Origin of the sequence: Streptomyces sp. GS7, assembly GCF_009834125.1 — a bacterium.
Lineage (GTDB): Bacteria > Actinomycetota > Actinomycetes > Streptomycetales > Streptomycetaceae > Streptomyces.
On the sequence record NZ_CP047146.1, the window covers coordinates 5,393,053 to 5,415,602 of the forward strand.

At 71.8% G+C, this 22,550-nt stretch carries 20 protein-coding genes; 10 read left to right on the top strand and 10 right to left on the bottom strand.

The features are described from left to right. Positions 1–164 precede the first annotated feature (164 nt). Both GR130_RS23410 and aspA read right to left on the bottom strand, forming a co-directional pair. Positions 165–1,577 carry an NAD-dependent malic enzyme gene (locus GR130_RS23410; protein ID WP_159506513.1) on the bottom strand — a complete coding sequence of 471 codons (1,413 nt, stop codon included), beginning with the start codon at positions 1,575–1,577 and terminating at the stop codon, positions 165–167. 87 nt (positions 1,578–1,664) lie between these two features. Then, positions 1,665–3,065 carry an aspartate ammonia-lyase gene (aspA, locus tag GR130_RS23415; protein ID WP_159506514.1) on the bottom strand — a complete coding sequence of 467 codons (1,401 nt, stop codon included), beginning with the start codon at positions 3,063–3,065 and terminating at the stop codon, positions 1,665–1,667. Positions 3,066–3,509: 444 nt separating this feature from the next. Between aspA and GR130_RS23420 the strand changes: the two genes are divergently transcribed. Continuing rightward, positions 3,510–4,424 (top strand): LysR family transcriptional regulator, encoded by a 915-nt coding sequence (locus tag GR130_RS23420; protein WP_159506515.1) that lies wholly within the window; start codon positions 3,510–3,512, stop codon positions 4,422–4,424. 22 nt (positions 4,425–4,446) lie between these two features. Here the strand turns inward: GR130_RS23420 and GR130_RS23425 are convergent, their stop codons facing one another. Next, positions 4,447–5,919, bottom strand: coding sequence for an MFS transporter (locus GR130_RS23425; protein ID WP_236573410.1), 1,473 nt, complete (start codon positions 5,917–5,919; stop codon positions 4,447–4,449). A gap of 24 nt (positions 5,920–5,943) precedes the next feature. On the opposite strand from GR130_RS23425, the gene GR130_RS23430 reads away from it, so the two are divergent. After that, positions 5,944–6,402 carry a MerR family transcriptional regulator gene (locus GR130_RS23430; RefSeq protein ID WP_159506516.1) on the top strand — a complete coding sequence of 153 codons (459 nt, stop codon included), beginning with the start codon at positions 5,944–5,946 and terminating at the stop codon, positions 6,400–6,402. Between the two features lie 274 nt (positions 6,403–6,676). Here the strand turns inward: GR130_RS23430 and GR130_RS23435 are convergent, their stop codons facing one another. Then, a complete protein-coding gene (locus tag GR130_RS23435; RefSeq protein WP_159506517.1) occupies positions 6,677–6,964 on the bottom strand; it encodes a chaplin in 288 nt (95 codons plus the stop codon). 434 nt (positions 6,965–7,398) lie between these two features. Here GR130_RS23435 and GR130_RS23440 point away from each other — a divergent pair, with 434 nt between their 5' ends. Both GR130_RS23440 and GR130_RS23445 read left to right on the top strand, forming a co-directional pair. After that, the gene (locus GR130_RS23440) at positions 7,399–10,365 is read left to right on the top strand and encodes an AfsR/SARP family transcriptional regulator (RefSeq protein WP_159506518.1); all 2,967 of its coding nucleotides are present in this window, start codon (positions 7,399–7,401) and stop codon (positions 10,363–10,365) included. 146 nt (positions 10,366–10,511) lie between these two features. Next, positions 10,512–10,919, top strand: coding sequence for a RidA family protein (locus GR130_RS23445; protein WP_159506519.1), 408 nt, complete (start codon positions 10,512–10,514; stop codon positions 10,917–10,919). A gap of 107 nt (positions 10,920–11,026) precedes the next feature. On the opposite strand, the gene GR130_RS23450 is transcribed toward GR130_RS23445, so the two are convergent. The 5 genes from GR130_RS23450 to GR130_RS23470 all read right to left on the bottom strand — a co-directional run bounded on the left by GR130_RS23450 (position 11,027) and on the right by GR130_RS23470 (position 15,220). After that, complete coding sequence (locus GR130_RS23450) at positions 11,027–12,019, bottom strand: Acg family FMN-binding oxidoreductase (protein ID WP_159506520.1); 993 nt, start codon at positions 12,017–12,019, stop codon at positions 11,027–11,029. A gap of 396 nt (positions 12,020–12,415) precedes the next feature. Beyond that, entirely contained in the window at positions 12,416–12,859 is a 444-nt protein-coding gene (locus GR130_RS23455; protein WP_159506521.1) for a CBS domain-containing protein, read from the bottom strand. 448 nt (positions 12,860–13,307) lie between these two features. Next, the gene (locus GR130_RS23460; protein WP_159510164.1) at positions 13,308–13,628 is read right to left on the bottom strand and encodes a hypothetical protein; all 321 of its coding nucleotides are present in this window, start codon (positions 13,626–13,628) and stop codon (positions 13,308–13,310) included. A 162-nt stretch (positions 13,629–13,790) separates the two neighbouring features. Then, a complete protein-coding gene (locus tag GR130_RS23465; RefSeq protein WP_159506522.1) occupies positions 13,791–14,465 on the bottom strand; it encodes an HAD family hydrolase in 675 nt (224 codons plus the stop codon). A gap of 83 nt (positions 14,466–14,548) precedes the next feature. Then, on the bottom strand, positions 14,549–15,220 hold the full coding sequence (locus tag GR130_RS23470; RefSeq protein WP_159506523.1) for a LysE family translocator: 672 nt from the start codon (positions 15,218–15,220) through the stop codon (positions 14,549–14,551). A 209-nt stretch (positions 15,221–15,429) separates the two neighbouring features. Between GR130_RS23470 and GR130_RS23475 the strand changes: the two genes are divergently transcribed. Continuing rightward, positions 15,430–15,789, top strand: a complete 360-nt coding sequence (locus GR130_RS23475) for a hypothetical protein (protein WP_159506524.1) — start codon at positions 15,430–15,432, stop codon at positions 15,787–15,789. A 207-nt stretch (positions 15,790–15,996) separates the two neighbouring features. Then, positions 15,997–16,539, top strand: a complete 543-nt coding sequence (locus tag GR130_RS23480; protein WP_159510165.1) for a DUF488 domain-containing protein — start codon at positions 15,997–15,999, stop codon at positions 16,537–16,539. Between the two features lie 49 nt (positions 16,540–16,588). On the opposite strand, the gene GR130_RS23485 is transcribed toward GR130_RS23480, so the two are convergent. After that, a complete protein-coding gene (locus GR130_RS23485; RefSeq protein ID WP_159506525.1) occupies positions 16,589–17,017 on the bottom strand; it encodes a hypothetical protein in 429 nt (142 codons plus the stop codon). Positions 17,018–17,227: 210 nt separating this feature from the next. Between GR130_RS23485 and GR130_RS23490 the strand changes: the two genes are divergently transcribed. The 4 genes from GR130_RS23490 to GR130_RS23505 all read left to right on the top strand — a co-directional run bounded on the left by GR130_RS23490 (position 17,228) and on the right by GR130_RS23505 (position 22,528). Then, a complete protein-coding gene (locus GR130_RS23490; protein WP_159506526.1) occupies positions 17,228–17,629 on the top strand; it encodes a cupin domain-containing protein in 402 nt (133 codons plus the stop codon). 166 nt (positions 17,630–17,795) lie between these two features. Further along, positions 17,796–18,953, top strand: a complete 1,158-nt coding sequence (locus GR130_RS23495) for a ferritin-like domain-containing protein (protein WP_159506527.1) — start codon at positions 17,796–17,798, stop codon at positions 18,951–18,953. A gap of 309 nt (positions 18,954–19,262) precedes the next feature. Beyond that, entirely contained in the window at positions 19,263–21,443 is a 2,181-nt protein-coding gene (locus GR130_RS23500) for a DUF362 domain-containing protein (protein ID WP_159506528.1), read from the top strand. A gap of 17 nt (positions 21,444–21,460) precedes the next feature. Then, positions 21,461–22,528, top strand: a complete 1,068-nt coding sequence (locus GR130_RS23505) for an NAD-dependent epimerase/dehydratase family protein (protein ID WP_159506529.1) — start codon at positions 21,461–21,463, stop codon at positions 22,526–22,528. Positions 22,529–22,550: the final 22 nt, after the last annotated feature.

The window sequence follows — 22,550 nt, forward strand, 5'->3', positions numbered from 1 at the left end:
GACCCTGGCGCGACGCGCCCCTGAAGCCGTGGGCCATGGGCCGTGAGCCGTGGCTTACGGCGGCTCGGGCACCGACCACGGGGCGCGTCCGTCATGTGGGGCCGGCACCGGGCCGGCCCCACGTACGCGTCGGACGGCGACCGCCGTGGCCGAACGACCGGCGCTCAGCCGGCTGTCGCTGCTCGGGCGGCGTCGCGGACGGCGTCGGCGACCGCGACGGCGACCTTCTCGTTGAAGACGCTGGGGATGATGTAGTTCGGGTTGACCTCGTCGTCCAGCACGACCTCGGCCAGCGCACGGGCCGCGGCCAGCATCATCTCGGTGTTCACCGTACGCGAGGCCGCATCCAGCAGACCACGGAAGACCCCGGGGAAAACCAGCACGTTGTTGATCTGGTTGGGGAAGTCCGAACGCCCGGTGGCCACAACGGCCGCGGTCTGCCGCGCGATCGCCGGATCGACCTCCGGATCCGGGTTGGCGAGTGCGAACACGATCGCGTCCTTCGCCATCCGCGCCACATCCTCACCATCCAGCACATTGGGCGCCGAGACACCGATGAAGACATCCGCCCCCACCACCGCCTCCCTCAGCGTCCCCGTCACACCCTCGGGATTGGTGTTGTCCGCGATCCAACGCAGCGCCGAGTCCGGGTCGGCATCCACCAGGTCCGCCCGGCCGGCGTGCACCACACCGTGGATGTCGGCGACCACCGCATGCCCCGCACCGGCGGCCAGCAACAGCTTGAGGATCGCCGTCCCCGCCGCGCCGGCACCCGACATCACCACCCGCACATCCTCGATCTTCTTCCCCACCACCCGCAGCGCGTTGGTCAGCGCCGCCAGCACCACGATCGCGGTGCCGTGCTGGTCGTCATGGAAGACCGGGATGTCCAACGCCTCGCGCAGCCGGGCCTCGATCTCGAAGCAGCGCGGCGCGGAGATGTCCTCCAGGTTGATGCCCGCGAAGCCCGGGGCGATCGCCTTGACGATCTCCACGATCGCGTCGGTGTCCTGCGTGTCCAGGCAGATCGGCCACGCATCGATCCCGGCGAAACGCTTGAAGAGCGCCGCCTTGCCCTCCATCACCGGCAACGCGGCCTTCGGCCCGATGTTGCCCAACCCCAGCACCGCGGAACCGTCGGTGACCACCGCGACACTGTTGCGCTTGATCGTCAGCCGCCGCGCGTCCTCGGGGTTGTCGAAGATCGCCTGACACACCCGCGCCACACCCGGGGTGTAGACCATCGACAGGTCGTCGCGGTTGCGGATCGGATGCTTCGACGACATCTCGATCTTGCCACCGAGGTGCATCAGGAACGTACGGTCGGACACCTTGCCCAGCGAAACACCCTCGATGCCGCTCAGCTTCGAGACGATCTCCTGCGCATGCGCCGTCGAGGTCGCCGCGATCGTCACGTCGATCCGCAGCTTCTCGTGCCCCGACGCGGTCACATCCAACCCGGTGACCGACCCACCGGAGGACTCCACTGCCGTGGTCAGCTGGCTGACGGCGGTGCCGCTCGCGGGAACTTCCAGTCGCACCGTCATCGAATACGAGACGCTAGGCGCCGTTGCCATGGCCGACTTCCTCTGCTGGTCGGTAGGGGTGGTGACTGCTTCGCGCCCGGTCCGCACCCGTCGTCGGACCGGGGGTCGGGCCGCGCATCAGGCGGTTGTCCCGGCGATGTGCTCCGGGCGTAGCAGGGTGGTGAGTTGGTCTTCGGGCAGCAGCCCGTGCTCCAGGACGAGTTCGGCGACGCCGCGGCCGGTGGTGAGGGCTTCCTGGGCGATGGCGGTGGCCGCGGTGTACCCGATGTGCGGGTTGAGGGCGGTGACCAGGCCGATGGAGTTCTGGACGGTGGTGCGCAGCGTCTCGGTGTTGGCGGTGATGCCGTCGACGCAGCGGTGGGCGAGGGTGCGGCAGGCGGCCGCGAGGTGGGTGATGCTCTCCGAGAGGGAGTGCAGGATGATCGGTTCGAAGGCGTTGAGCTGGAGTTGGCCGGCTTCGGCGGCCATGGTGATGGTGACGTCGTTGCCGATGACCTCGAAGGCGACCTGGTTGACGACTTCGGGGATGACGGGGTTGACCTTGCCGGGCATGATGCTCGAACCCGCCTGTACGGGCGGCAGGTTGATCTCGGCGAGTCCGGCGCGCGGGCCGGAGGAGAGCAGCCGCAGGTCGTTGCAGCTCTTGGAGAGCTTGACGGCGATGCGCTTGAGGACGCCGGAGAGGTGGACGAAGGCTCCGCAGTCCTGGGTGGCCTCGACGAGGTTGGCGGCGGTGATCAGCGGCAGGCCGGTGATGGCGGTCAGGTGTCGGCGGGCGGCTTCGGCGTAGCCGGTGGGGGCGTTGAGGCCGGTGCCGATGGCGGTGGCGCCGAGGTTGATCTCGTGTACGAGCCGGGTGGCCTCGGCGAGCCGGCTCTGGTCTTCCTCCAGCATGACGGCGTAGGCGGAGAATTCCTGGCCCAGGGTCATGGGGACCGCGTCCTGGAGCTGGGTGCGGCCCATCTTGAGGATGTCGTGGAACTCGTCGGCCTTGGTGGCGAAGGCGTCGCGCAGCACGGTCATCGCGTCGAGCAGTTCGCGTACGGCGATGATGGTGGCGACCTTGACGGCCGTCGGATACACGTCGTTGGTGGACTGGCTGAGGTTGACGTGTTCGTTGGGGTGCAGGTGGCCGTAGTCGCCCTTGTCGTGGCCCAGCAGTTCCAGCGCCCGGTTGGCGATGACCTCGTTGGCGTTCATGTTGGACGAGGTGCCGGCGCCGCCCTGGATGACGTCGACGACGAACTGGTCGTGCAGGCGGCCGTCCTGGATCTCCCGGCAGGCGGTGACGATGGCCTCGGCCTTGTCCGCGGCGAGCAGCCCCAGCTCGGCGTTGGCGCGGGCCGCGGCCTCCTTCACGGCGGCCAGCGCGTCGATCAGATGCGGGTACCCGGAGATCGCCGTGCCGGTGATGGGGAAGTTCTCGACGGCGCGCAGGGTGTGCACGCCCCAGTACGCGTCGGCGGGCACGTCCCGGTCGCCGAGCAGGTCGTGTTCCCGGCGGTGACCGGCAGTCATGGACACAGCGGATTCCTTTGTGGGGAGGGGGTAGGGGTGCGGACGGCGAAGGGGATGGCATGGGCGCCCCGAGCGGGCACAGACCGGGCGCCATGGTGACCGGACGACCGCGCTGCGTGATGGGCCTGCGCCCGGCAGCCGCCGCTTCCTCGCCGGATCCGTGGTCGGACCGCGCTCCACCGAACGGTTCCCTGGCCGCGGGCCGCGCGTCGGGGTCGGTGCCCCGCGGTCGCGTCACCGCGCCTTGATCGTCAACTGTCCGCTCGCCCCGTGGGCACAGGGGTGTGGGTCAGCTCACGGTCCCGGGCCGGCGGAGGCCGTTGCCGTTGTCTTCACGGGAAACCACTTTGTCGCGCCATCCCTGTGAAGTCCATCAGCGTTTTCCAAGGTCGTCTGTGAAGCTCTACTTCACAGGGGCCGTGTTCGTCTGGTGTACTGCCGGATGTGATCGATCCACGCAGGCTCCGGGTGCTGCGGGCGCTGGCCGACCACGGCACCGTCACCGCCGCCGCACATGCCCTCTACCTCTCCCCCTCGGCGGCGTCGCAGCAGCTCGCCGCGCTGGAGGCGGAGGTCGGCCACGCGCTGCTGGAGCGGCGCGGCCGTACCGTCCGGCTCACTCCGACGGGCACCGTGCTGGCCGATCACGCGACGCGGATCGCCGCGCAGCTGGAGCAGGCGGAGGCCGATATGGCCGCCTGCTCGGCGGGCCTGGCGGGCGAGGTGACCATCGCCGCGTTCGCGAGTTCGATCACCGAAGTGGTGGCCCCGGCGATGGCGGCGCTGCGGGGGCGCGCTCCGCAGGTACGGATCCGGGTGAAGGACGCCGAGGGCCACGCCAGCCGACGGCTCCTGATCGACGGCGTGGTCGACATCGCCCTGGCGGTGGAGCACCGGGACACCCCCGGCCACAGCGGCGAGCAACTGCTGCGCGAGCCCCTCTACGCAGAGCCCTTCGACGTCGTACTGCCGTCCGGCCATCCGCTGGCCGACGCCCCCGACGTGGAGTTGTCCGACCTCGGCGAGGAGCCGTGGATCACGCCGTGGCCCGGTAACCCGGTGCACGATGTCGTCCTGCGCGCCTGCGAGGAGGCTCGTCTCCAGCCGCGGGTGGAGTGCCTGGCCGACGACTCCCGGGCCGTGTGTGCGCTGGTCGCCGCCGGTGCGGGCGTGGCGCTGGTGCCCCGTTCGGCGCTCCACGGCATCGCCTTCGGCGGCGTCGTCATCCGCCCGGTCGGCGGCGCCCATCGCCCGACCCGGCGGGTTTTCACCGCCGTTCGGCGCGGCAGCGAAGGTCATCCGCTGGTGCGGCTGGCACTGGGCGAACTGCGGAACCAAGGCGCCGCCCTCGGCTCCTGACCGCCGCCGTACCGCTCGTCGATCACCGTCGGCCGGCCGCGGCGGTGCGCGGAGCCGCGCCGCCGCGGTCCACCTCCGCGAACATCGCCGCCGCTCGCTCCGCGGTGGCTCGGGACCGGCGCCCGGTGCTGAGCAGTCCGAGGACCACGATCCCCAGGCCCAGTCCGAGCACCAGCCACCACACCCCGTGCGCCGCCCGGACGAACGCCGTCCCGCCGCGGGCCGCGGTCGGCCCCACGATCGTTCCGGAGATCGCGACGCCCAGCGTGGTGCCGGTCTGCCGGCCGGCGGAGGCCAGCGAGGTGGCCACCCCGGCCATCGAGCGGGGCATGCCGCCGACCGCGGTGTTGGTGATCGGCGGGTTGACGGTGCTCAGGAAGACGCCGAACAGCAGGTAGACCGCGAGCACGGTCGGCAGCGGGGTCGCCGGCCGGAGCCAGAGCGACGCGGCGCCGCCCAGCGCCAGCGCTCCCCCGGCGAGCAGCAGCGGCAGCCTGGGACCGCTCGTGCCCACCAGCCGGCCGGTGAACGGGGAGAACACGATCACCAGCGCGCCGACCGGGAGCAGGCAGAGTCCGGCCGTGAACGCGGACATACCGCGCACGTCCTGAAGGTACTGAGGGGTGACGAACAGGAACGCGCCGAAACCGCACAGCGCGAAGAGCGCCATCAGCAGCGCCGAGCTGAACGGCACGCTGCGGAACAGGCGCAGTTCCAACAGCGGGTCGACGCGGCGTGGTTCGTGGACGAGGATGCCCAGCACGCCGAGCAGAGCCACGGCGAGCAGCCCCAGGATGACCGGCGAAGTCCAGCCCCACTGCCGGGACTCGATGATCGCGAACACGACACTCCCCAGCACCAGGACCATCAGGATCTGGCCCACCGGGTCGAATCGGCGCGCCCGGGCGGCGCGCGACTCGGGCACGAACAGCGCGGTGCACACGATCGCGGCGGCCACGATCGGCACGTTGATCCAGAAGACGGAGTGCCAGCCGAAGCCGTCGACCAGCGCACCGCCGAGGACCGGCCCCAGCGCCAGCGACAGGCCGCTCATCGAGGCGAACACGCCGATGGCCCTGGCCCGTTCGGCCGGCTGCGGGAACGTGGTGGCGACGATCGCCATCGCCACCGGGTTGAGCATGGTGCCGCCGACGGCCTGCAGCGCACGCGCCGCGATCAGCCAATGGATGCTCGGCGCCAGGCCGCACAGCAGCGAGCCGAGACCGAAGGCGGCCAGACCGATCCGGAAGATCCGCCGGCGCCCGACCCGGTCGGCGGTGGACCCGCCCAGTACGAGGAAGCCGGCCAGCACCAGGGTGTACGCGTCGACCGTCCACTGGAGGCTGGACTCCGAGGCGTGCAGATCGCGACGGATCAACGGCAGCGCGATGTTGACGATGGAGATGTCCATCACCACGACGAAGACGCTGGCGCAGCAGATCGCGAGCACCAGGAGCCGGCGGCGGGGACTGGGAAAAGGCATGTCTTCGGGCATGGCCGGGACGCTAGTTTTTAGAGCATGGTCGAAGTCAACCGACAGCTACCCGACGCCGTTCCCGCACGGGGGTTGAGCATCGCCGAGGCCGCTCGCCGTACCGGAGTCAGCGCACACACCCTGCGGTACTACGAGCGCGCCGGCCTGGTCGTCACCCCCGTCGACCGCACCCACGGCGGCCGGCGCCGCTACCGCGAACTCGACCTGGAGTGGATCACCATCTGCACCAGGCTGCGGGCAACGGGCATGTCCATCAAGGGCATTCGCCGCTACGCCGAGCTCGTCGCGGCAGGCCGGGGCAACGAGCAGGAGCGACTGGCCCTGCTCGAATCGCACCGTGACGAGGTGCTCGCCGGGATCGCCGAATCCCAGGAACATCTGAAACTCATCGCGCACAAGATCGACGTCTACCGCGGCCGGCTCGCCGCCGGAGACGCCGACCGGCTCTGGGCGCCCACCGCGCAACGGGCACCCCGTGAGTGATGCCCTCCCAACGGACGGGAAATATCCGGCCGTTGTCGCATCCCGCCCGGCGATCACAAGAGAGGCCGCCCGGAGACATCTCCAGGCGGCCTTGCCCCATTCACGGTTCTCGCCCACATCCCCGGGGCACACTCACGTGATCACGTACACCGGGGTTGCGGCGGGTCCTGCCCCTACACGCCCGATCGGTCGGGAACCAGCCGGGACCGCCGGTCACTCACCGACATCAGACATGGGAACAACACCCCGGCCCCATGCTGCCCAGGGGTCGTCCTCAGCGCTCCTCTTTGCGGTCTTCCTTGTGGTGGTGCCCGTGCTTGCCCTCGGAGTTGACGCACAGGTTCCCGAAGGCCGGGTTGAGGGCGCCGATGAAGTCTCCGGCGTTCCCACAGAAGTTGAACGGGATGTGGATCGGCATCTGGCCGATGTTGCCGGACATGAAGCCCGGGGAGCCGGCCGCCTTGGCGCCTGCTCCACTGCTCGCCGAGGCGACCCCGGCCGCACTGGTGATGGCCAGCCCGGTGACGGCGGTCATCATGAGCGCCTTCGCGATACGCGACATGCTTTCGAGTCCTTTCACGGATGAAGGTCAGACCACGCTCTCCGCCCATGACAGGCAGCAGAGGTCCTGACCAACGGACACGTGTCCCATATGTCACGGAATACCCCCCGGATAGACGAATCCGCGGGCCCAACCCGCCCCCGGCTCCGCGCCCAATTGGGCAGGTCGTACCGCTCGGTCGGGATACCGGCGGACGGCGTGGCGCGCTCCGGCGGCGAGTACCAACGACCGGGCACGGGGCGGCCGGTTGGCGGATTCACCGCTTCCGTTGCAGGAGCGGAAGGAGGCGATGCACCGGCACGCCGTGCGGTGCGAGACGGACACCGTACCGCTCCTGCCTCACCGACGTTGGTCGGTCCCGACTTGACCAACCTTCGCGGAAGGCGCTGGAATGCCGATGAATTCACGATGATGCGCGGACCGGAGGCTTCGGGATGGACGGGGGCTCTCCGCAGCCGCTTCGGATCGCGGTGCTGGGGCCGGTGCGGGCCTGGTGGCACGGGGCGCCCCTGGACCTGGGGCCGGTGCGACGGCAGGCCGTGCTGGCCGCACTGGTGCTGCGTCCGGGCCTGTTGGTCAGCCATGAGCAGCTGCTCGACGACGTATGGGGCACACAACCGCCGGGGTCCGGTCGCCGGGTGCTCCCGAGCTATATCTACCAGTTGCGCAAGGCCCTCGACGCGGCGGGCGCCGGACGGTCGGCGTCGGTGATCCGCAGCGGCCGGGACGGCTACCGCTTCGTCAGCGACGGGACGCGGCTCGATGTCGCGGAGCTGGCCGGGCGGATCGGCGAAGCCCAGCGGGCGCGGGCGTCCGGTGACCTGGCCACGGCACTGGACCGGTTCTCCGAGGCGCGCACCCTGTTCAGAGGCGAGCCCCTGGCCGGGCTGCCGGGGCCGTTCGCGCAGGGCGAGCGGCAGCGGCTGGTGCAGCGGCAGCGCACGTTCCAGCAGGAGCGGCTGGAGTGCCTGGTGCGTCTCGGCCGGTCCGCCGAGGCTCTGGACGACCTCGCCGCGCTGTCCGCTTCCGAGCCGTACGACGAGTCGCTGGCGGCACTGTGGATGCGCGCCCTGTACGGCAGCGGACGCCAGGCCGCGGCGCTCGGCGCCTATCAGGACATCCGCGGGCGGCTGCGGGACGGACTCGGGGTCGACCCCGGCACGGAACTGCGCCGGGTGCACCAGGCGGTGCTGCGCCGGGACGACGAGCAGCTCCTCGGCGCGGCGGCGGTGCGCGCCACCGCTGTGCCGGCGGGGCCGCGGCCCCGCCGGGTCAACGAACTGCCCGCCGGCCTCGCTCGTCTCGTCGGAAGGGAGCCCGAACTGGCCCTGCTGACCGCGCCGTTGCCGTCCGATTCCGTGTCGATCGTGACTGTGGACGGCACCGCCGGCGTCGGCAAGACCGCGCTCGTCGTCCAGGCTGCGCGGGAGCTGACCGCCCACTACCCGGACGGCTGCCTGTTCGTGGACCTGCGCGCACACGGCACGGGACGGCGGCGGATCCCTCCGCAGCGCGTGCTGCGGCGGTTGCTGCGGGCGATCGGTGCGGCCGACAGCGAGGCGCCCGACGACCTCGACGAACTCACCGCCGCCTGGCGGACCGCGACCAGTTCCCTGCGGCTGCTCCTCGTACTGGACGATGCGCCGGGCGCGCAGCAGATCGTGCCCCTGCTGCCCGCCGGGCCGGGCAGCGCGGTGCTGGTGGCCGGCCGGCGGCGGCTGACCGGGCTTGACGCCGATCGGCGGGTCACCCTGGAGCCGCTGGTGACCGCCGAGGGGCTGTCCCTGCTCCGGCACATCGTCGGGGAGGAGCACGCGGACCGGGAACCGGCGGCGACGCGTGCGCTGGTCCGGCTGTGCGACGGGCTGCCGCTGGCCCTGCGCATCGCCGGGGCGCGGCTGCAGACCCGCCCGGCGTGGACGCTCGGGTACCTGGTGGACCGGATGGCGGGCGACGAGCACCGGCTCGGCGAACTCAGTACCGGCGACCGCAGCGTGGAGGCGGCCTTCCGCCTGTCCTACGACCAGCTCACGCCGCGGCAGCAGCGCGGATTCCGTGTGCTGGGCCTGTCACCGACGGTCGAGTTCGACCCGCGGACGCCGGCGGCCATGCTGGGCTGGTCGTCCCGCGACGCCGAGCAGATCCTGGAGAGCCTGGTCGACGCGAGCCTGGTGCAGCAGCCGCGGCCCGGCCGGTACCGATTGCACGACCTCGTGCGGGTGCATGCGCGCCGGCTCGCGGAGGCCGCGCCCGCCGAAGCCGACGCGGCGCGCACCGCCGCGCTCCGCCTCTATCTGGACGCGGGCCGGGCCACCAGCGACTGGGGCCCGGACGGATTCCCCACCGGACCGCAGCCCGCACAAACGCCGTTCACGGGCTGGAAGGACGCGGACGGTTGGCTGGAGGCGGCCGGTGCGGAACTCGTCGATGTCGTCGGGCATGCCGCGGCGCTCGGCGAGGCCGACGACGTGTGCTGGCTCGCCGAGGCGCTGAGCGACTACTTCGTCCGCCACGGCCGTTACCACGAGTGCCGGACCGCGCTGGAGACCGCGCTCGCGCACGCGGACGGCGCCACCGACCGACGGATGGCCGCCGCCGTACGGAACTGCCTGGGCATCACCGACATCCACCAGGGCCGCTACGCCGAGGGGCATGCCTGGTTCACCGAGGCGCTGCACCTCAGTCGCCGGTGCGCCGACCCGCGTGAAGAGGCCCGCGCCCGGAGCGGGTTGGGAGCCGCCGAGATGAACCTGGGCCGGGCCGGGGAGGCGACGTCCCATCTCACCACCGCGGTGGAGCTGGCCCAGCGGCTCGGCGACGACTGGCTGGCGGCGATGGGGCTCTGCCTCCTCGGCACCGTTCACCTCGGCCGGGGGCGGACCGGGGAAGCGCTGGTCTGCTTCACCGACGCCCGGCCTCACGCCGAGAAGAACGGCCGGCCCCGCATGATCAGCAGGGTCCTGGCGTGCGCCGCCGATGTGCACCTCGGCCTCGGTGACCACGCCGCGGCCAGGACCCTGTTCCGGCGCGCGGCCGACCTCGTCGAGCAGGTCGGGGACGTCCTCCTGCACAGCCTCACCCTGGCCCGGCTGGGCACGGCGGAGCAGGGCGCCGGCAATCTGGGCGCCGCCGCGGCCCTCCACCACCAGGCCCTCGCCCGGCACCGGTTGCTGTCCCCGCTCGCCGAACCGCACTGCGACCGGCTGGAGATGGACATCCGCTACCGGCTGGGCCGCACCTACGTGGCGGCAGGCCGCATCGCCGAGGCACGCGAACAGTTCCGGACCGCGCTCGCGCTGCCCGGAGCCGACGGTCACCCGGCGGAGCAGGCCCTGGCGGTCGCGGCTCTCGACGACTGCGACGACATCGACCACATCGACGACGACGCCACGGAATGCTGAGGTCGCTGTCCCGCGCGCGAGCTTCCGCTCCGGCAACTCCCGCACTCCTGGGCGCGGAAGCCGACGTCCGGGAAATCACGTCGCTCGCGGAGCCGGCCGCTGGCAAGATCGTGGGCGCCTCCATGGCCACCGCAAAAGGAACGCCCATGCCTCGTGCCGTCACGCTGATCCGTTCGCCGTCGCTGTCCGATGCCGCCGAATACGCCTACGCGGCCACGGCTCCGCCCGGGGCACGGCTGATCTTTCTCGCCGGAGCGTGCCCGCTGAACGAGGACGGTTCCACGGCGGCAGTCGGGGACGTCGCGGGGCAGGCGGCCAAGGCCGTGGCGAACATGCGGACCGCACTGGCGGACTCCGGTGCGTCGCTGCACGACGTCATCAGCACCCGCGTGCTGGTCGCCTCCCACCGGCGGGAGGACCTGGTGACGGCGTGGGGAGTGGTCCGGGACGCGTTCGGCGACCACGACGTACCGAGCACCCTGATGGGCGTCACGGTCCTCGGCTACACCGACCAACTCGTGGAGATCGAAGCCGTCGCCGCCGTGCTCGACTGACTCCTGAGCCGGCGGCACCTCCCCCACAGGCACATCCGCCCTACGGCACCCGCACTCCCGCCGACAACCGGCCGACAACCGGCCGGCAGCCGCTCGCTGCCCGGCGCTCACGGCGTGATCGTGAGGACCTCGTCAACCGGCCGGCGCGGCGTGCACGGCCCCTGGGGGCCGTATCCCAGGCGGAGGATCATCTGGACGTAGCCGGTGCCGGAGAGCGGGTCGCGCAGCAGCCAGCGCAGGTCGGGCCATTCCAGCGGCTGCGTCGCGAAGGAACTGGCGAGCCCCTGGCGGGTGGCGAGGAGCAGCACGCGCTGGAGCGCCTGGCCGGCGCGGAGCCAGTCGGCGGGCCCGTCGCGGGTGGTGCTGAGGGAGGCCAGTTGCGGCCGCTTCTCGAAGTCGGCGTAGGCGCGGCCGGGGACCGTGCGCCGCCCTGCGAAGTCCCGTACGGGGGCCGCGCCGCCGCGTTTGGCGGGGCCGAAGGCGTAGTCGGGGACCCCGTCGACGGGCGATGCGGCGGAGGTGTCGCGGGTCCAGCCGCGCTGTTCGGCCTCCCTGCCGTCGTCCATGCGGTCGTACCCCTCGGCGTGCAGGACGAGGTCCAGTACCGCCTCGCGGTGCGGGGTGGCCAGGAAGGCCAGCCGCGCCCCTTCGCGGGCCGCCGCTTCCACCAGAGCCGCGCGAAGGCCGTCCGGGATGCGCCGCTCGGTGAACGGATGGCGGCTGGTGTGCCGGTCGCGGATGGCGCCGTGGAGGCCGGAGAGGGCGACGTCCAGGGGCTCGTACGGTACGTCGAGGCGTACGGCGGCGAGGACCGCGGGGGCGCCCGGGTCGGGCAGCAGGGTGGTCACCGTCCGGTGTCCGGCATGCGCGGCGGCGGCGCGCAGGTTCAGCAGGGCCGCCCCGCAGCCGAGGTGGAGTCCCCGTGTGGTGGGGTCGGCGTGCGGCATCGCGCGGTCGAGGTCCGCGGAGAGGGTGATGGTGCGCCGCACCCGGGAGTAGGCGAAGTGCCACGGCTGGGCGTTGTGCATCGAGGGCGCGGCGGTGGCGTCGGCGACCAGGGACGCGATCGCGGTGTCGTCGAGGGTGGGGTGGGTGAGCACCGGGGGCCTCCCGGGCGGATCGGACCGTGCCGTTACGGGCGCGGTCGGGGGAATCGGTGGGGTCGGTGGAATCGGCGGGGTCGGTGGAATCGGCGGGGTCGGTGGAACGAACAGGGCCGGTGGATCCGGCAGGGTCCGTGAACCGGCAGGATCGGCGGATCGGGTGGGGCCACTTCAGCGTGGCGGGGGACCGGCGGCGGCGTCAGGGGCCATAGGTCCCTCGGCCACAGGCCGGTCGACCTCCAGGACGAGCGGCCCGGTCCCGCCATCCGGCCGCGCCTGCCGCCGGCACCGTGCGGGGCCGGGCTGGTCGGCACCCGACCTGCTCTCTCCCTCCCCCGCACACCGCGGCGCCCGACCCGGCCGTGGTGTGCCGGAGCCGCGGCGCTGTCTGCGTCACCGGGCCTGCGCGGTCCTGCTGGGCGGCTCGGCCAGCACGCACCACGACACCGCGCCCAGCAGGTCGGACAGCCGCCGGGAGACGTCCATCAGCAGGTCGTCGAGTGCCACCACACCCACCAGCCGCCCTTGGTCCAGGACAGGCAGCCGGCGGACGGCCGAGCGGCGCATGGTCCGGTACGCGGCGTCCACGTCGTCGCCGGGCCGGACCGCGTGCACGGGCGCCGTCATCACCTCGCTGACCGGCGCGGCCGGGCTCCGCTCCGCGGCCAGCCCGCGTACGGTCAGGTCCCGGTCGCTGACCATGCCGAGAACCACCTCGCCGGACATCACCACCACGCACCCGACGCTGCGCTGCCGCATCAACCGCGCGGTCTCCAGCAGGGTGGCGTCGGAACGGATCGTGACCACCGGTGTGCGCATCACGTCGCGAACCTGCATGACGGGCCTCCTCACCGGCTCGCACCCACTCTCTCGCGCACACCCGGACCGGGCTGTGGGCCGGTCGTCCCCGCCAGGGGCCGAAGGGCCCATGTCCCCCTGCCCGCGTGCGCTTCCGGCCCGGCCGCCGTCCGCCGACGGTCCAGCCACCCCTCGGCACCCACTGGGTCCGCGACAGGGGTACCGGCGGCCCTACTCCGTCCCCGTACGTCGCCAGCGGATCATGACCCCACGTACGACGTGCACGGCCTCGCTCTGCCAGGCAGCGGCGGGCAGGTGCCGGCGCGCTCATCCGCGCGGTCGGGCACGCGGCCGCCGTCGATCCTGCCCCGGGTGAAACAGACAGCGGCCACGACGCAACCCCGGGCGCCGGCCCGGCTCCCCCCACCCGCACCGTCCCGCGATCCGGGCCGTGCCTGGGGATTCGGCTGCGAAGCGACACCCTGTCCTACGCAGCGTGGGCAGCGTCGAGGAACCCCAGCAGCACAGCGGCTTCCCCACGGAGTTGCGCAGCTCGGCCAGCGTGCGCGGGCGCAGTCAACTGCGCTGCGATCTCCAGTCGTTCGGCGGCCTCGGCACGCACGATCTCCGCCACTGTGTGCTCGCTCAGCTCACGTCGCGCCACCTCGGTGGCGCCGACACCGACCGGCGAGTGCTCCAGCGCCAAGCCACGCAGCGCGGCCTCGTCCACGGGCACCGCCTCAGCGTTGTCCAGCGCGGCAAGCGTTGCGCGCAGCGCGCTCACCGCGGCCTTGTCGCGGGCACGAATCGCTTCCAGCAGGGCCTGACGCATCCGAAGACGTAGGGACATGCCGCAGACCCTAGAGCCGCCTCCCTGCCCCCACAACGGAATATCCCTACACCACGGGCACCCCGCCAACCGCGACGTTCGGAACCGGGACGCCTCCCGAACACGGGGCAGGAGGATGCGTCAGCAGGGCGTACCCTGCCCCAATTTCCTGGCCCAGTCGTGCAGTTCGGGTTCGGCCAGGCTGGCGCCCAGCCAGTCGTGGTCGAGGTCGACTCCGGGAAGGGACGGTACGACCGCGACGTAGAGCCCGGCGGCTCGCGCCGAGGCGATGCCCGTGGCCGAATCCTCGAAGGCGACGGAACGGTTCGGGGCCGCACCGAGTGCCTCGCATGCCGTGAGGTAGAGCTCTGGTGCGGGCTTGGGGATGCGTACCTCGTCGGCGGCGAACGAGTGGGTGAAGTAGTCGGCGAGGCCGGCCGACCGCAGTGCCGCGTCCAGCAGTTCGCGGGGGCTGTTGCTGGCCACGGCGATGGGGACGGCTGCCCGGCAGGCACGCACCAGTTCCACCGCCCCGGGGAGGGCAGCGGCCCCTCGGGAAAGCTCCTTACGGACTCTTTCGACGAGTTCGGCGGCGAGTTCGGGGCCGGCGCCCGGGCACCCGAGGTACTGGGCCATGGCCTCGCCGGCGTCCTCCACGGTGCGTCCGATGACCAGGGCCTTCTGCGCGGGACCGAAGGGATGGCCGTGCGCCGCGAAGACGGCGGTTTCCGCGATGGTCCAGCGGGCTTCAGTGTCGACCAGCAGGCCGTCGCAGTCGAAGACCACGGCCTCGGTGCCGGTGGGGAGCGAGCACATGCGGATGTCCTTTCGTTTCGGGTGATGCGCGGGGTGCCGCTTCCACAGCCGTCGGTGGCCTTGCGATGACGTCGCCCGGTGCCTCACTGCCCGAGTGCGAGCCGGATGCCGAAGGCGGCGATGACCGTGCCGGTGACGCGGTCCAGGCAGCGGCGGGCCGAGGGCCGTTGCAGGCGGTCTCGGAGGAGGCGTGCGAAGGCGATCAGCGCACAGGCCCAGACGACGGCCAGGAGGATGTGCACGCCGGCCAGGAGCATGCCTGCAGCGAGGGACGAGGCGCCGGCGGGGATGAACTGCGGCAGCACCGCAACGTAGAACGCGCCCATCTTCGGGTTGAGGAGATTGGTGACGACCCCCTGCCGCCAGCCGCCGAGCAGGGTGTCGCCGGCGCCCTTCCCGGCCTGGGTCCGGGCCACGGTCGCGCCCCCGGCTGCCGCTGTCCGCGAGATCTCGCGCGATGAGCGACGCCGGGTGGCCCACAGCAGCCTGCCGCCCATCCACACCAGGTACGCGGCTCCGACCCACCGAAGAATCTCGTATGCGAGGTGAGACGCGGTCAGCAGTGCGGTCACGCCGAGCGCGGTGAGCGCGCCCCAGACCAGCGTGCCGCATTGGATGCCGAGGACCACGCCCCAGGCGCGACGGCGGTGCCCGAGCGCCGCGGTGCGCAGGATGAGTGCGGTATCCAGTCCGGGAGTGAGCGTGAGGAGTCCCACTATCAGGGCGAAGGTCCCTATTGCGTCCAGGGTGATCATGAGCGATCACCCTAGGTCGGGAGCCACGCAACGTCCATATTCCTGCCCGCAATCGGGCAGGAACTGCAGTGTTCCAGGAGGGTGTCACCACCTGGCCGGCACCTGCACGCGGGCGGCGGACGCGGCAGCGGGGCCGTTGGCACTGGTGATCCGACGTCGCCGCCGGAACCAGCCCGGCCCGCTCGCCGACTCCTGGCAGGAGGCCGCGGATGACCGCACTGACCACGCTGGGCCTGGGGCCGCTCATTCCGCTCGGCGAGGCGCTGCCGCCACCCGAGGTGGCCTGGCGACTCGCCCTCGTCGGCGTCGGCATGGGTCTCCACGGCGGCCCGACGCAGGCACTGGTGCTGGGCGCCGCGCCGCCCGGCCGGGCGGCCACCGCCGCCTCGACCCTCCAACTGTCCCGCCCACTGGGCTTCGCCCTCGGCCCGGTCCCGGCCGCTGCCGTCTGGGGGCTCGCGGGCCAGGCCCACGGCGTACGGGCCGGGATCGCGTTCGCCGCGACGGCGGCCGGGCCGGCCGTGCCCCTGCTCACCCTCCGACGTCAGCCCTCCACCACGGCCGGCTGAACCACTCTTCTCCCGCCGCGAGTTCCGACGACATCCCACTCGGCCCGCACCGAAGCCACAACGACCGCAGCCGTACACTCTTCCACGCTCTTCCGTTCGCTCGAACGCGTTACGCGCTGGGACCAGCGCCGCCGCTTGCGGCTGGTATCACGGTTGCCACCGGTGCCCCGACCAGCGCCGGCGGATCCGCAAGTGAGGCCCACCACGATGCTCCTGTTGACCTTCGGCCACGGCACCGCCACCGCGGCAGAGATGGCGCGCCTGTTGCAGCACGCCGAGGTGCGCCGCCTGGTCGACGTGCGGACGGCTCCCGGCAGCCGCCACAACCCCGACGCCGGCCGCGACACCATGGCGCGGTGGCTGCCACAGGCAGGTATCACCTACCGCTGGGACAAACGCCTCGGCGGCTGGCGAACAGCACGCCCGGATACGCCCGACACCGCGCTGCGCAACCAGGCGTTCGCGGGGTACGCCGCACACATGCGCTCGCCGGAGTTCCTGGCCGCGACGGAGGAGCTGCTCGCCGAGGCCGACGTGGAACGCACCGCGGTCATGTGCGCCGAGTCCGTGTGGTGGCGCTGCCATCGCAGACTGATCGCCGACTTCCTCGTCCTGGCCCGCCGGGCCCAGGTGCTGCACCTGATGCACGACGGCAGGCTGCGCCCACATCCGGTCAGCCCGGAGGCCCGGCTGCTGCCCGGGCAACAGCTGCTCGTCTACGACGCGGGCCAGGAACCGCTCCCCGGTTGACTCGGCCGGCCTCCCGGCTTGCCGGCGGCTTGGCGTGCGGTACGGGAGGTCAGGCGGTCAGGACGCTGATGCCCAGGGCGAGCAGGCTGAGGACTTTGATGGTTTCGGTGGCCACGTAGAACAGGTGGGCACGGGAGCGCGGGAGGGCTTCACCTGCGAGCACCCGGTCCGAACGGCGGTTGAGACGGGGCCGGATCGCGGCGAGTTGCACGGCCGGCAGCAACGCGGAACCGGCGGTGAGCGCGCCCACGGACGCGGGAGGGCCGCCGAGCGCCACGGCGGCGATCAGGACGAGGGCGAGCAGGGCCTCGACCAGGTTGAGCGCCCGGAAGACGAGGCGGCCGATGCCGAGGCCGATGGGAATGGTCACGCCGGGTGCCCGGAACTTCAACGGCGCCTCCAGGAAGGAGATCGCCAGGACCATCCCGAGCCAGACGAAGGTGACCGCAGTGGCTACGGCGGCCGAGGTGGCGTTCATGGTGTGCGCTGTCCTTCCTTTCGCGGCCCGGCCTCCGCACGGCCAGGCCAAATACACATGCTAGATTCGCATTTGAGAGGGCTGCCGGCCGTGTGGATCGCGTCACCGACTCGGCGTCTTCGCCGCGAGGCGTACGTTGGCTCGACCTGGCCTGGCCGGCCCGAGACCGGCCCGGGACGGCCGCATGCACGTTTGAGACGGTGGTAATTCATGACTGACTCACACATCGACCCCGCCGGGCCGGCCGGCGCGCGGTTCCCGCGAGTCCTGTGCGATACCGGGCTGCTCGCAGCCGCCGGCTCCGCGCCGGCCGGCGCGCTCTGGCGGCTGGCCGAACCCGGGCGGCAACTCGACGCCAACCTCGTCCGCATCCCGCCCGAGGGACGCATCGACACGCACACCGAGCCCGACCTCGACGTCCTCCTGCTCGTCGTCGCGGGCGACGGCACCCTGGGGACGACACAGGCCGCCCAACCACTCGCCCCAGGCAGCCTCACCTGGCTCCCGCACGGCACCGCCCGTAGCCTCACCGCGGGCAAGGACGGCATGTCCTACCTGACGGTCCACCGCCGCCGCCCCGGCATGCAGATCCGCAACCGGCCCCAGAAGTGAACTGCGGTGCCACGGCGCTGCGCCGACTGGACCGACAGGGTGGTCGATGCGGCGGCTGACGCCGCGCACCCCGGGAACGGTGGTGGCGGCTGCTAATTTCGCGAACTGTCCGAGGGACCCGGGGAACTGCAGTCGAGCAGGGCCATGGTTGTGAGCGGAGGCACCGGTGACTGACGCGAGGGAAGGTCCGGACACACTGCCAGGCACCTGCTTCAAACGCCGAAGCTTCCTGGCATCAGCCGCCTTTGCAGCCGCCGCCCCCGTCTCGGCCGCCCGTGCCGCCCAGGCTGCCGAACCGCCGGCGGGCAGCTCTCCCACCGCACCCCACCGCGGCTCCGTCGGACACCTCCTCGCCGTCCCCGAAGAGGCCCGCGGGGTGGACTGGATCAGGTCGGCCCTCCAGGTGGCCGTGCAACTCGAACTTTCCACCATCCCCGCCTACTTGTGTGGCTGGTGGTCCGTCAAGGACCGCGGCGGCGAGGTCGCCCGGTTGATCCGACGCATCGTCCTCGACGAGATGTACCACTTGGGAGTGGTGTCCAACTTGCTCGTGGCGGTGGGCGGGCGACCGAGAATCAGGGACGCGGCACCCACCTACCCCGGCCCGCTGCCCGGGGGTGTGCGCGCCGGAGTGACCGTATATCTGTCAGGTCTCACCAAGTCACTCGTGCACGACGTGATGATGGCGATCGAGGCGCCCGAAGTCCCGCTCGCCCAGGGCACGAACAACTCACCCACCATCGGCGGGTTCTACGGCGAACTGCAGAAGGCGTTCCGGACCGCGGCTCCCGAACTGTCCACTCGCGGACAACTGTCCGGCTACATCGGCTCGGACGACCTGAGGCCGGTCGAGAACCTCGACGACGTCGAACGCTCCATGGAGATCGTGAAGGAGCAGGGCGAGGGCACCGCCAGTTCCCCGTCCAACACCTTCGAGGACGACCATCCGGCCCACTACTACGCCTTCAGCGAGATCTACCACGGGCAGCGGCTGCACAACGTGAGCGGCAAATGGGAGTTCACCGGCTCGGCCGTGCCCTTCCCGGACGTCCGCCCCATGGCCCGAGTACCGGCCGACGGCTGGCCCCACCCCCCGACGGACGTGCAGCGACTCCTGGAGCGCTTCGACTCCACCTACCACGCCGTGCTCGACTCCCTCGACCGGGCCTGGGTCGGCGACGGCCACAGCGCATTGAGCGCGGCGGTCCACTCCATGCGCGGGCTGGAGGACCCTGCCGTGGAACTGATGGGGATCGCGATCCCCGACGCCCCGGGCACCTACGGCCCCCAGTTCCGCCCACCCCCACCACCCCGGGCCACCTGACGGACCTGTCCTGCAGCGCGTCTTCGCTTCCGCCGGGCCTTCGTGCCCGCCGGAACCAAGTACCGCAACCACGTGGTCGGGTGAGGGCGTCAGGGCTCTGCCAGGGGTGCCCAACCGGCAGTTCACCTGCCACGCTCGCGTACCGCCGGCCCGACGACGATCCGGGTCTGCCACGAGCGCGTCCTCCCACCCATCCCCCTCAAGTCCAGTAGAATCCGGTTTGTACCTGTTCGGTCGTTTTACGACAGGTGACGCTGGGCCGACCGGGCGCACCGTTGAACGACGCGCCCCTGGGCGGAGGCCATCAAGATGAGCTCCCACGACGAGGCCGCGGTGGGACCGTCGCGTGCGGTCTCTTCCACCAACGCCAAGGCCGACATGACCACCGTCGCCGCCGTGGTGCGGTCCACCCGGACCCGGCCCCTTGCGCCCGCGCGCCTGCTGGCGGACGCGGTCACCCGGGCCGGGCTCTGGCAGCGGCTCGCCGAACGCGCGGCCGGTGATCCGGGCGGGTTGGCGGTGATGTTGACGCCGGGCACATCGGCGTACGGCGATCCGACGACCGCGGTCAGCGCCGCGCTCGTGGAGCAGCTGATCGACCTGCTGTGTGACAGGGGCTACCGGAACATCACCGTCGGAGCCTCCCGCTGCGGCCCGGACGTGTGGCTTGAGGGCCCCGGACTCCTGCAGACCTGTCGCCGGCTCGGCTACGGCGGGCGCACCCAACAGGGCAACGCCTACCGGATCGTGGACCTGTCCGAGGACATCGAACCGGCCGGGTTTCCCGCTTCCAGCGTGCTGCACGGCAGCGGAATGGCGCGTGCCTGGCTGTCGGCCGGCTTCCGCATCAACATCGCGAAGAACAGCACCCACCCGGAGTTCGGGTACGCCCTCTGCCTGGCCAATCTGCTGGGTGTGCTGCCGCACGCCGACAAGCACCACCACTACCGGGCACGGCGCGACGGCGCCGAGGTCGTCGTGGATCTGCTGCGTTCCCACGCACCGGACTTCCACATCATCGACGCGGTGGTGAGCAGTCACGGGTGTGCCGGTTCGTACGTGGGCAAGCCACTGGGAACGGGGACGGTCATCGCCGCGCCCGACGGGGCGCTGGCGGACATGGTGGGTGCACTGCTCATGCGCGTCGACCCCGTCTCGTCGCCGCTCAACGCGCGGGTACTCCACGACCGCGGGCTGCCGGACGGCTATCACCTCGACGGAGATCTGACGCCCTATCAGGGATGGCGCAACCCTCCGAGAGCCCTGGTCGAGGCGGTGCGCCGACTCGCCCCGGACGGCCGGGTGCACCGTCTGTTCAGCATCGCCGCCTGGCAGGTGGCCCCGGGCACTGCGGAGGTCACCGATCCCGCGCTGGCACGGCTCTCGCACGTCCTCACCACGCTGATCCGCGTCGCGGACGAGAACCCGGCCGCCTCCGCCGCCCTCTGCACGGTGATCGGGGCGGCCGCATCCGCGTCGTCCACCGTACGCGCGTGGCGTACCGGGTACGGCAAGGAGAAGATCCGGCGCCGGGACGTCTCGCTCGCCATCGACCCGGACGCCTACACCCACACCGACTTCGACCGGATCGACGGTCTCCTCCAGCCGTTGGAAGAAGTGATCGACGCGCTGCCCGCGGACGCCTGGCTGATGCGGTGGCAACACCTGGGCAGCTCCGTCCTCTTCGGCTGCGAGCGCACCGTCAACGCGCCGTACGCGGAGTTCGTGCGCAGAGTGGACATCAGCCGGTCCATCAGCTACATGACCGACTACCTGGGCGGACGGGTCCACGTGGTGTCCCGCGATGCGCAGGGGCGGCCCACCCGCCAGATCGAACGCAACCTGTATCTGGCACAGCCGAATTACATGGCGTTCTACGGCGGGCCGCCGATCGATGTCTGCAAGCTCGAGTCGATCACCTACGAGGAGCAGTCGCGGCGGATCGCCTGGCGAACCGTCCACAGTCCGAACGGCTCCGCCCAGTACGACGACGGTTCGGTGGTCTTCCTCCCGGCGGACGGCGGAAACCGGACCCGGATCGTGGTCCGGGTCCGCCAGCGGTTCACCCTGCCGCTGACCTGGCAGGTGTTCCGTCCCGAGACCCGGCCGAAGCTCAGGGATCCGCTGGTGCAGGACTCCTATCAGCGGTTCTTCACCCGCACGCTCGACAACTTCGAGGCGCAGTACGAGGGGCGGCCGTACCGGATCGGCCGTGCCTGGGAGGAGCATGACGACATGGTGGCCGCCGAGTTGCCCACCCAGCGCCTGACCGAGGCCGCCCGGCTCGTACGGAGCGTCGCCTCGCAGGCCTTGGACATGTCGAGACTGCCCGGGCAGTTGGGGCCGGACGGCTTCTGGCATGTTGCGCCCGGCGATGTGCCGTCCCGTTTCGGGCTGTTGGAGGAGCTCCGGGACGAGCTGCGGCCCGCGGTCACCGGTTTCTGGCAGGGGCTGCGCGAAGCCGTGGCCCGGGACAGACGATCGAGGTAACCCCTGTGAAAGCGTGTGTGACCGGAGCTTCCGGACTTGTCGGTGGCCAGGTGGTGCGGGCCCTGTGGGGCGCCGGCCATGAGGTGCGGGCGCTGGTCCGCCGGAGCGGCGACACGCGGCAACTCCACGCGCTCGGCGTCCCCGTGGTCCACGCGGATCTCCGGGCCCCCGCCACCTTGCGGCCCGCGTTCGAGGGCTGCGAGACGGTGTTCCACTGCGCCGCCGTCTTCACGTACTGGGACGTCACGCGGGAGGAACTGGCCCGGGCCAACGTGGCGGGCACCCGTGAGGTGCTGCAGGCGGCTGCGGCGGCGGGGGTCCGGCGGGTGGTGGTGACCTCGTCGTCGGTCACCTGCGGATCGTCCGACGGCCCGGCGTCCCGCGACGAGAACGGGATGCCGGGCGAGGAGTATCTGCCGGACTACTTCCTCACCAAGCTGGAACAGGAGCGGACAGCGCTCGCTCTGGGCGCCGGACTGGGGCTGGAGGTGGTGGCCGCCTGCCCGACCATCGTGGTCGGCGGGCCCGACCGGCGGCTGGTCCCCAGCAACGCACTGCTCACCCGCTATCTGGCCGATCCGCTGCGCACCACCTACCCGGGCGGATGCAACATCGTCTCCGTCCGCGACGTCGCCGAGGGCCACGTGCTGCTCGCGGAGCACGGAACCGCCGGGGAACGCTATCTGCTGGGCGGTGAGAACTGGGCGTGGCGGACCATCCACCAGACCGTCTCGGAGCTGTGCGGCACTCATGGGCCGTGGGCCACCGCCACGCACACCGGCGCCTACGTGGCGGCGACGCTGGCGGAGATCCGGGCGGTGCTGGGCGCCCGGACCCCGTCGACCACCCGCGCGGAGGCCCGGACGATGGGCCGGTACTACTGGTACCGGCACGACAAGGCCGCCGTTCTGGGGTACACACCGCGGCCCGCGCGCCAGGCGCTCGCCGAGGCGCTCGGCTGGCTGGTGACCAGCCCGCATGTACCGGACCGGATCAGGTCCGGACTGCGGCCGCATCCGGAAGTCATGGCCACGCGGGAACTGGTCCCCCGGCAGCTGGACGAGCAAGCCGGAGCACTCAACTGAGCCGATTCCCCGGTCAGTTCAG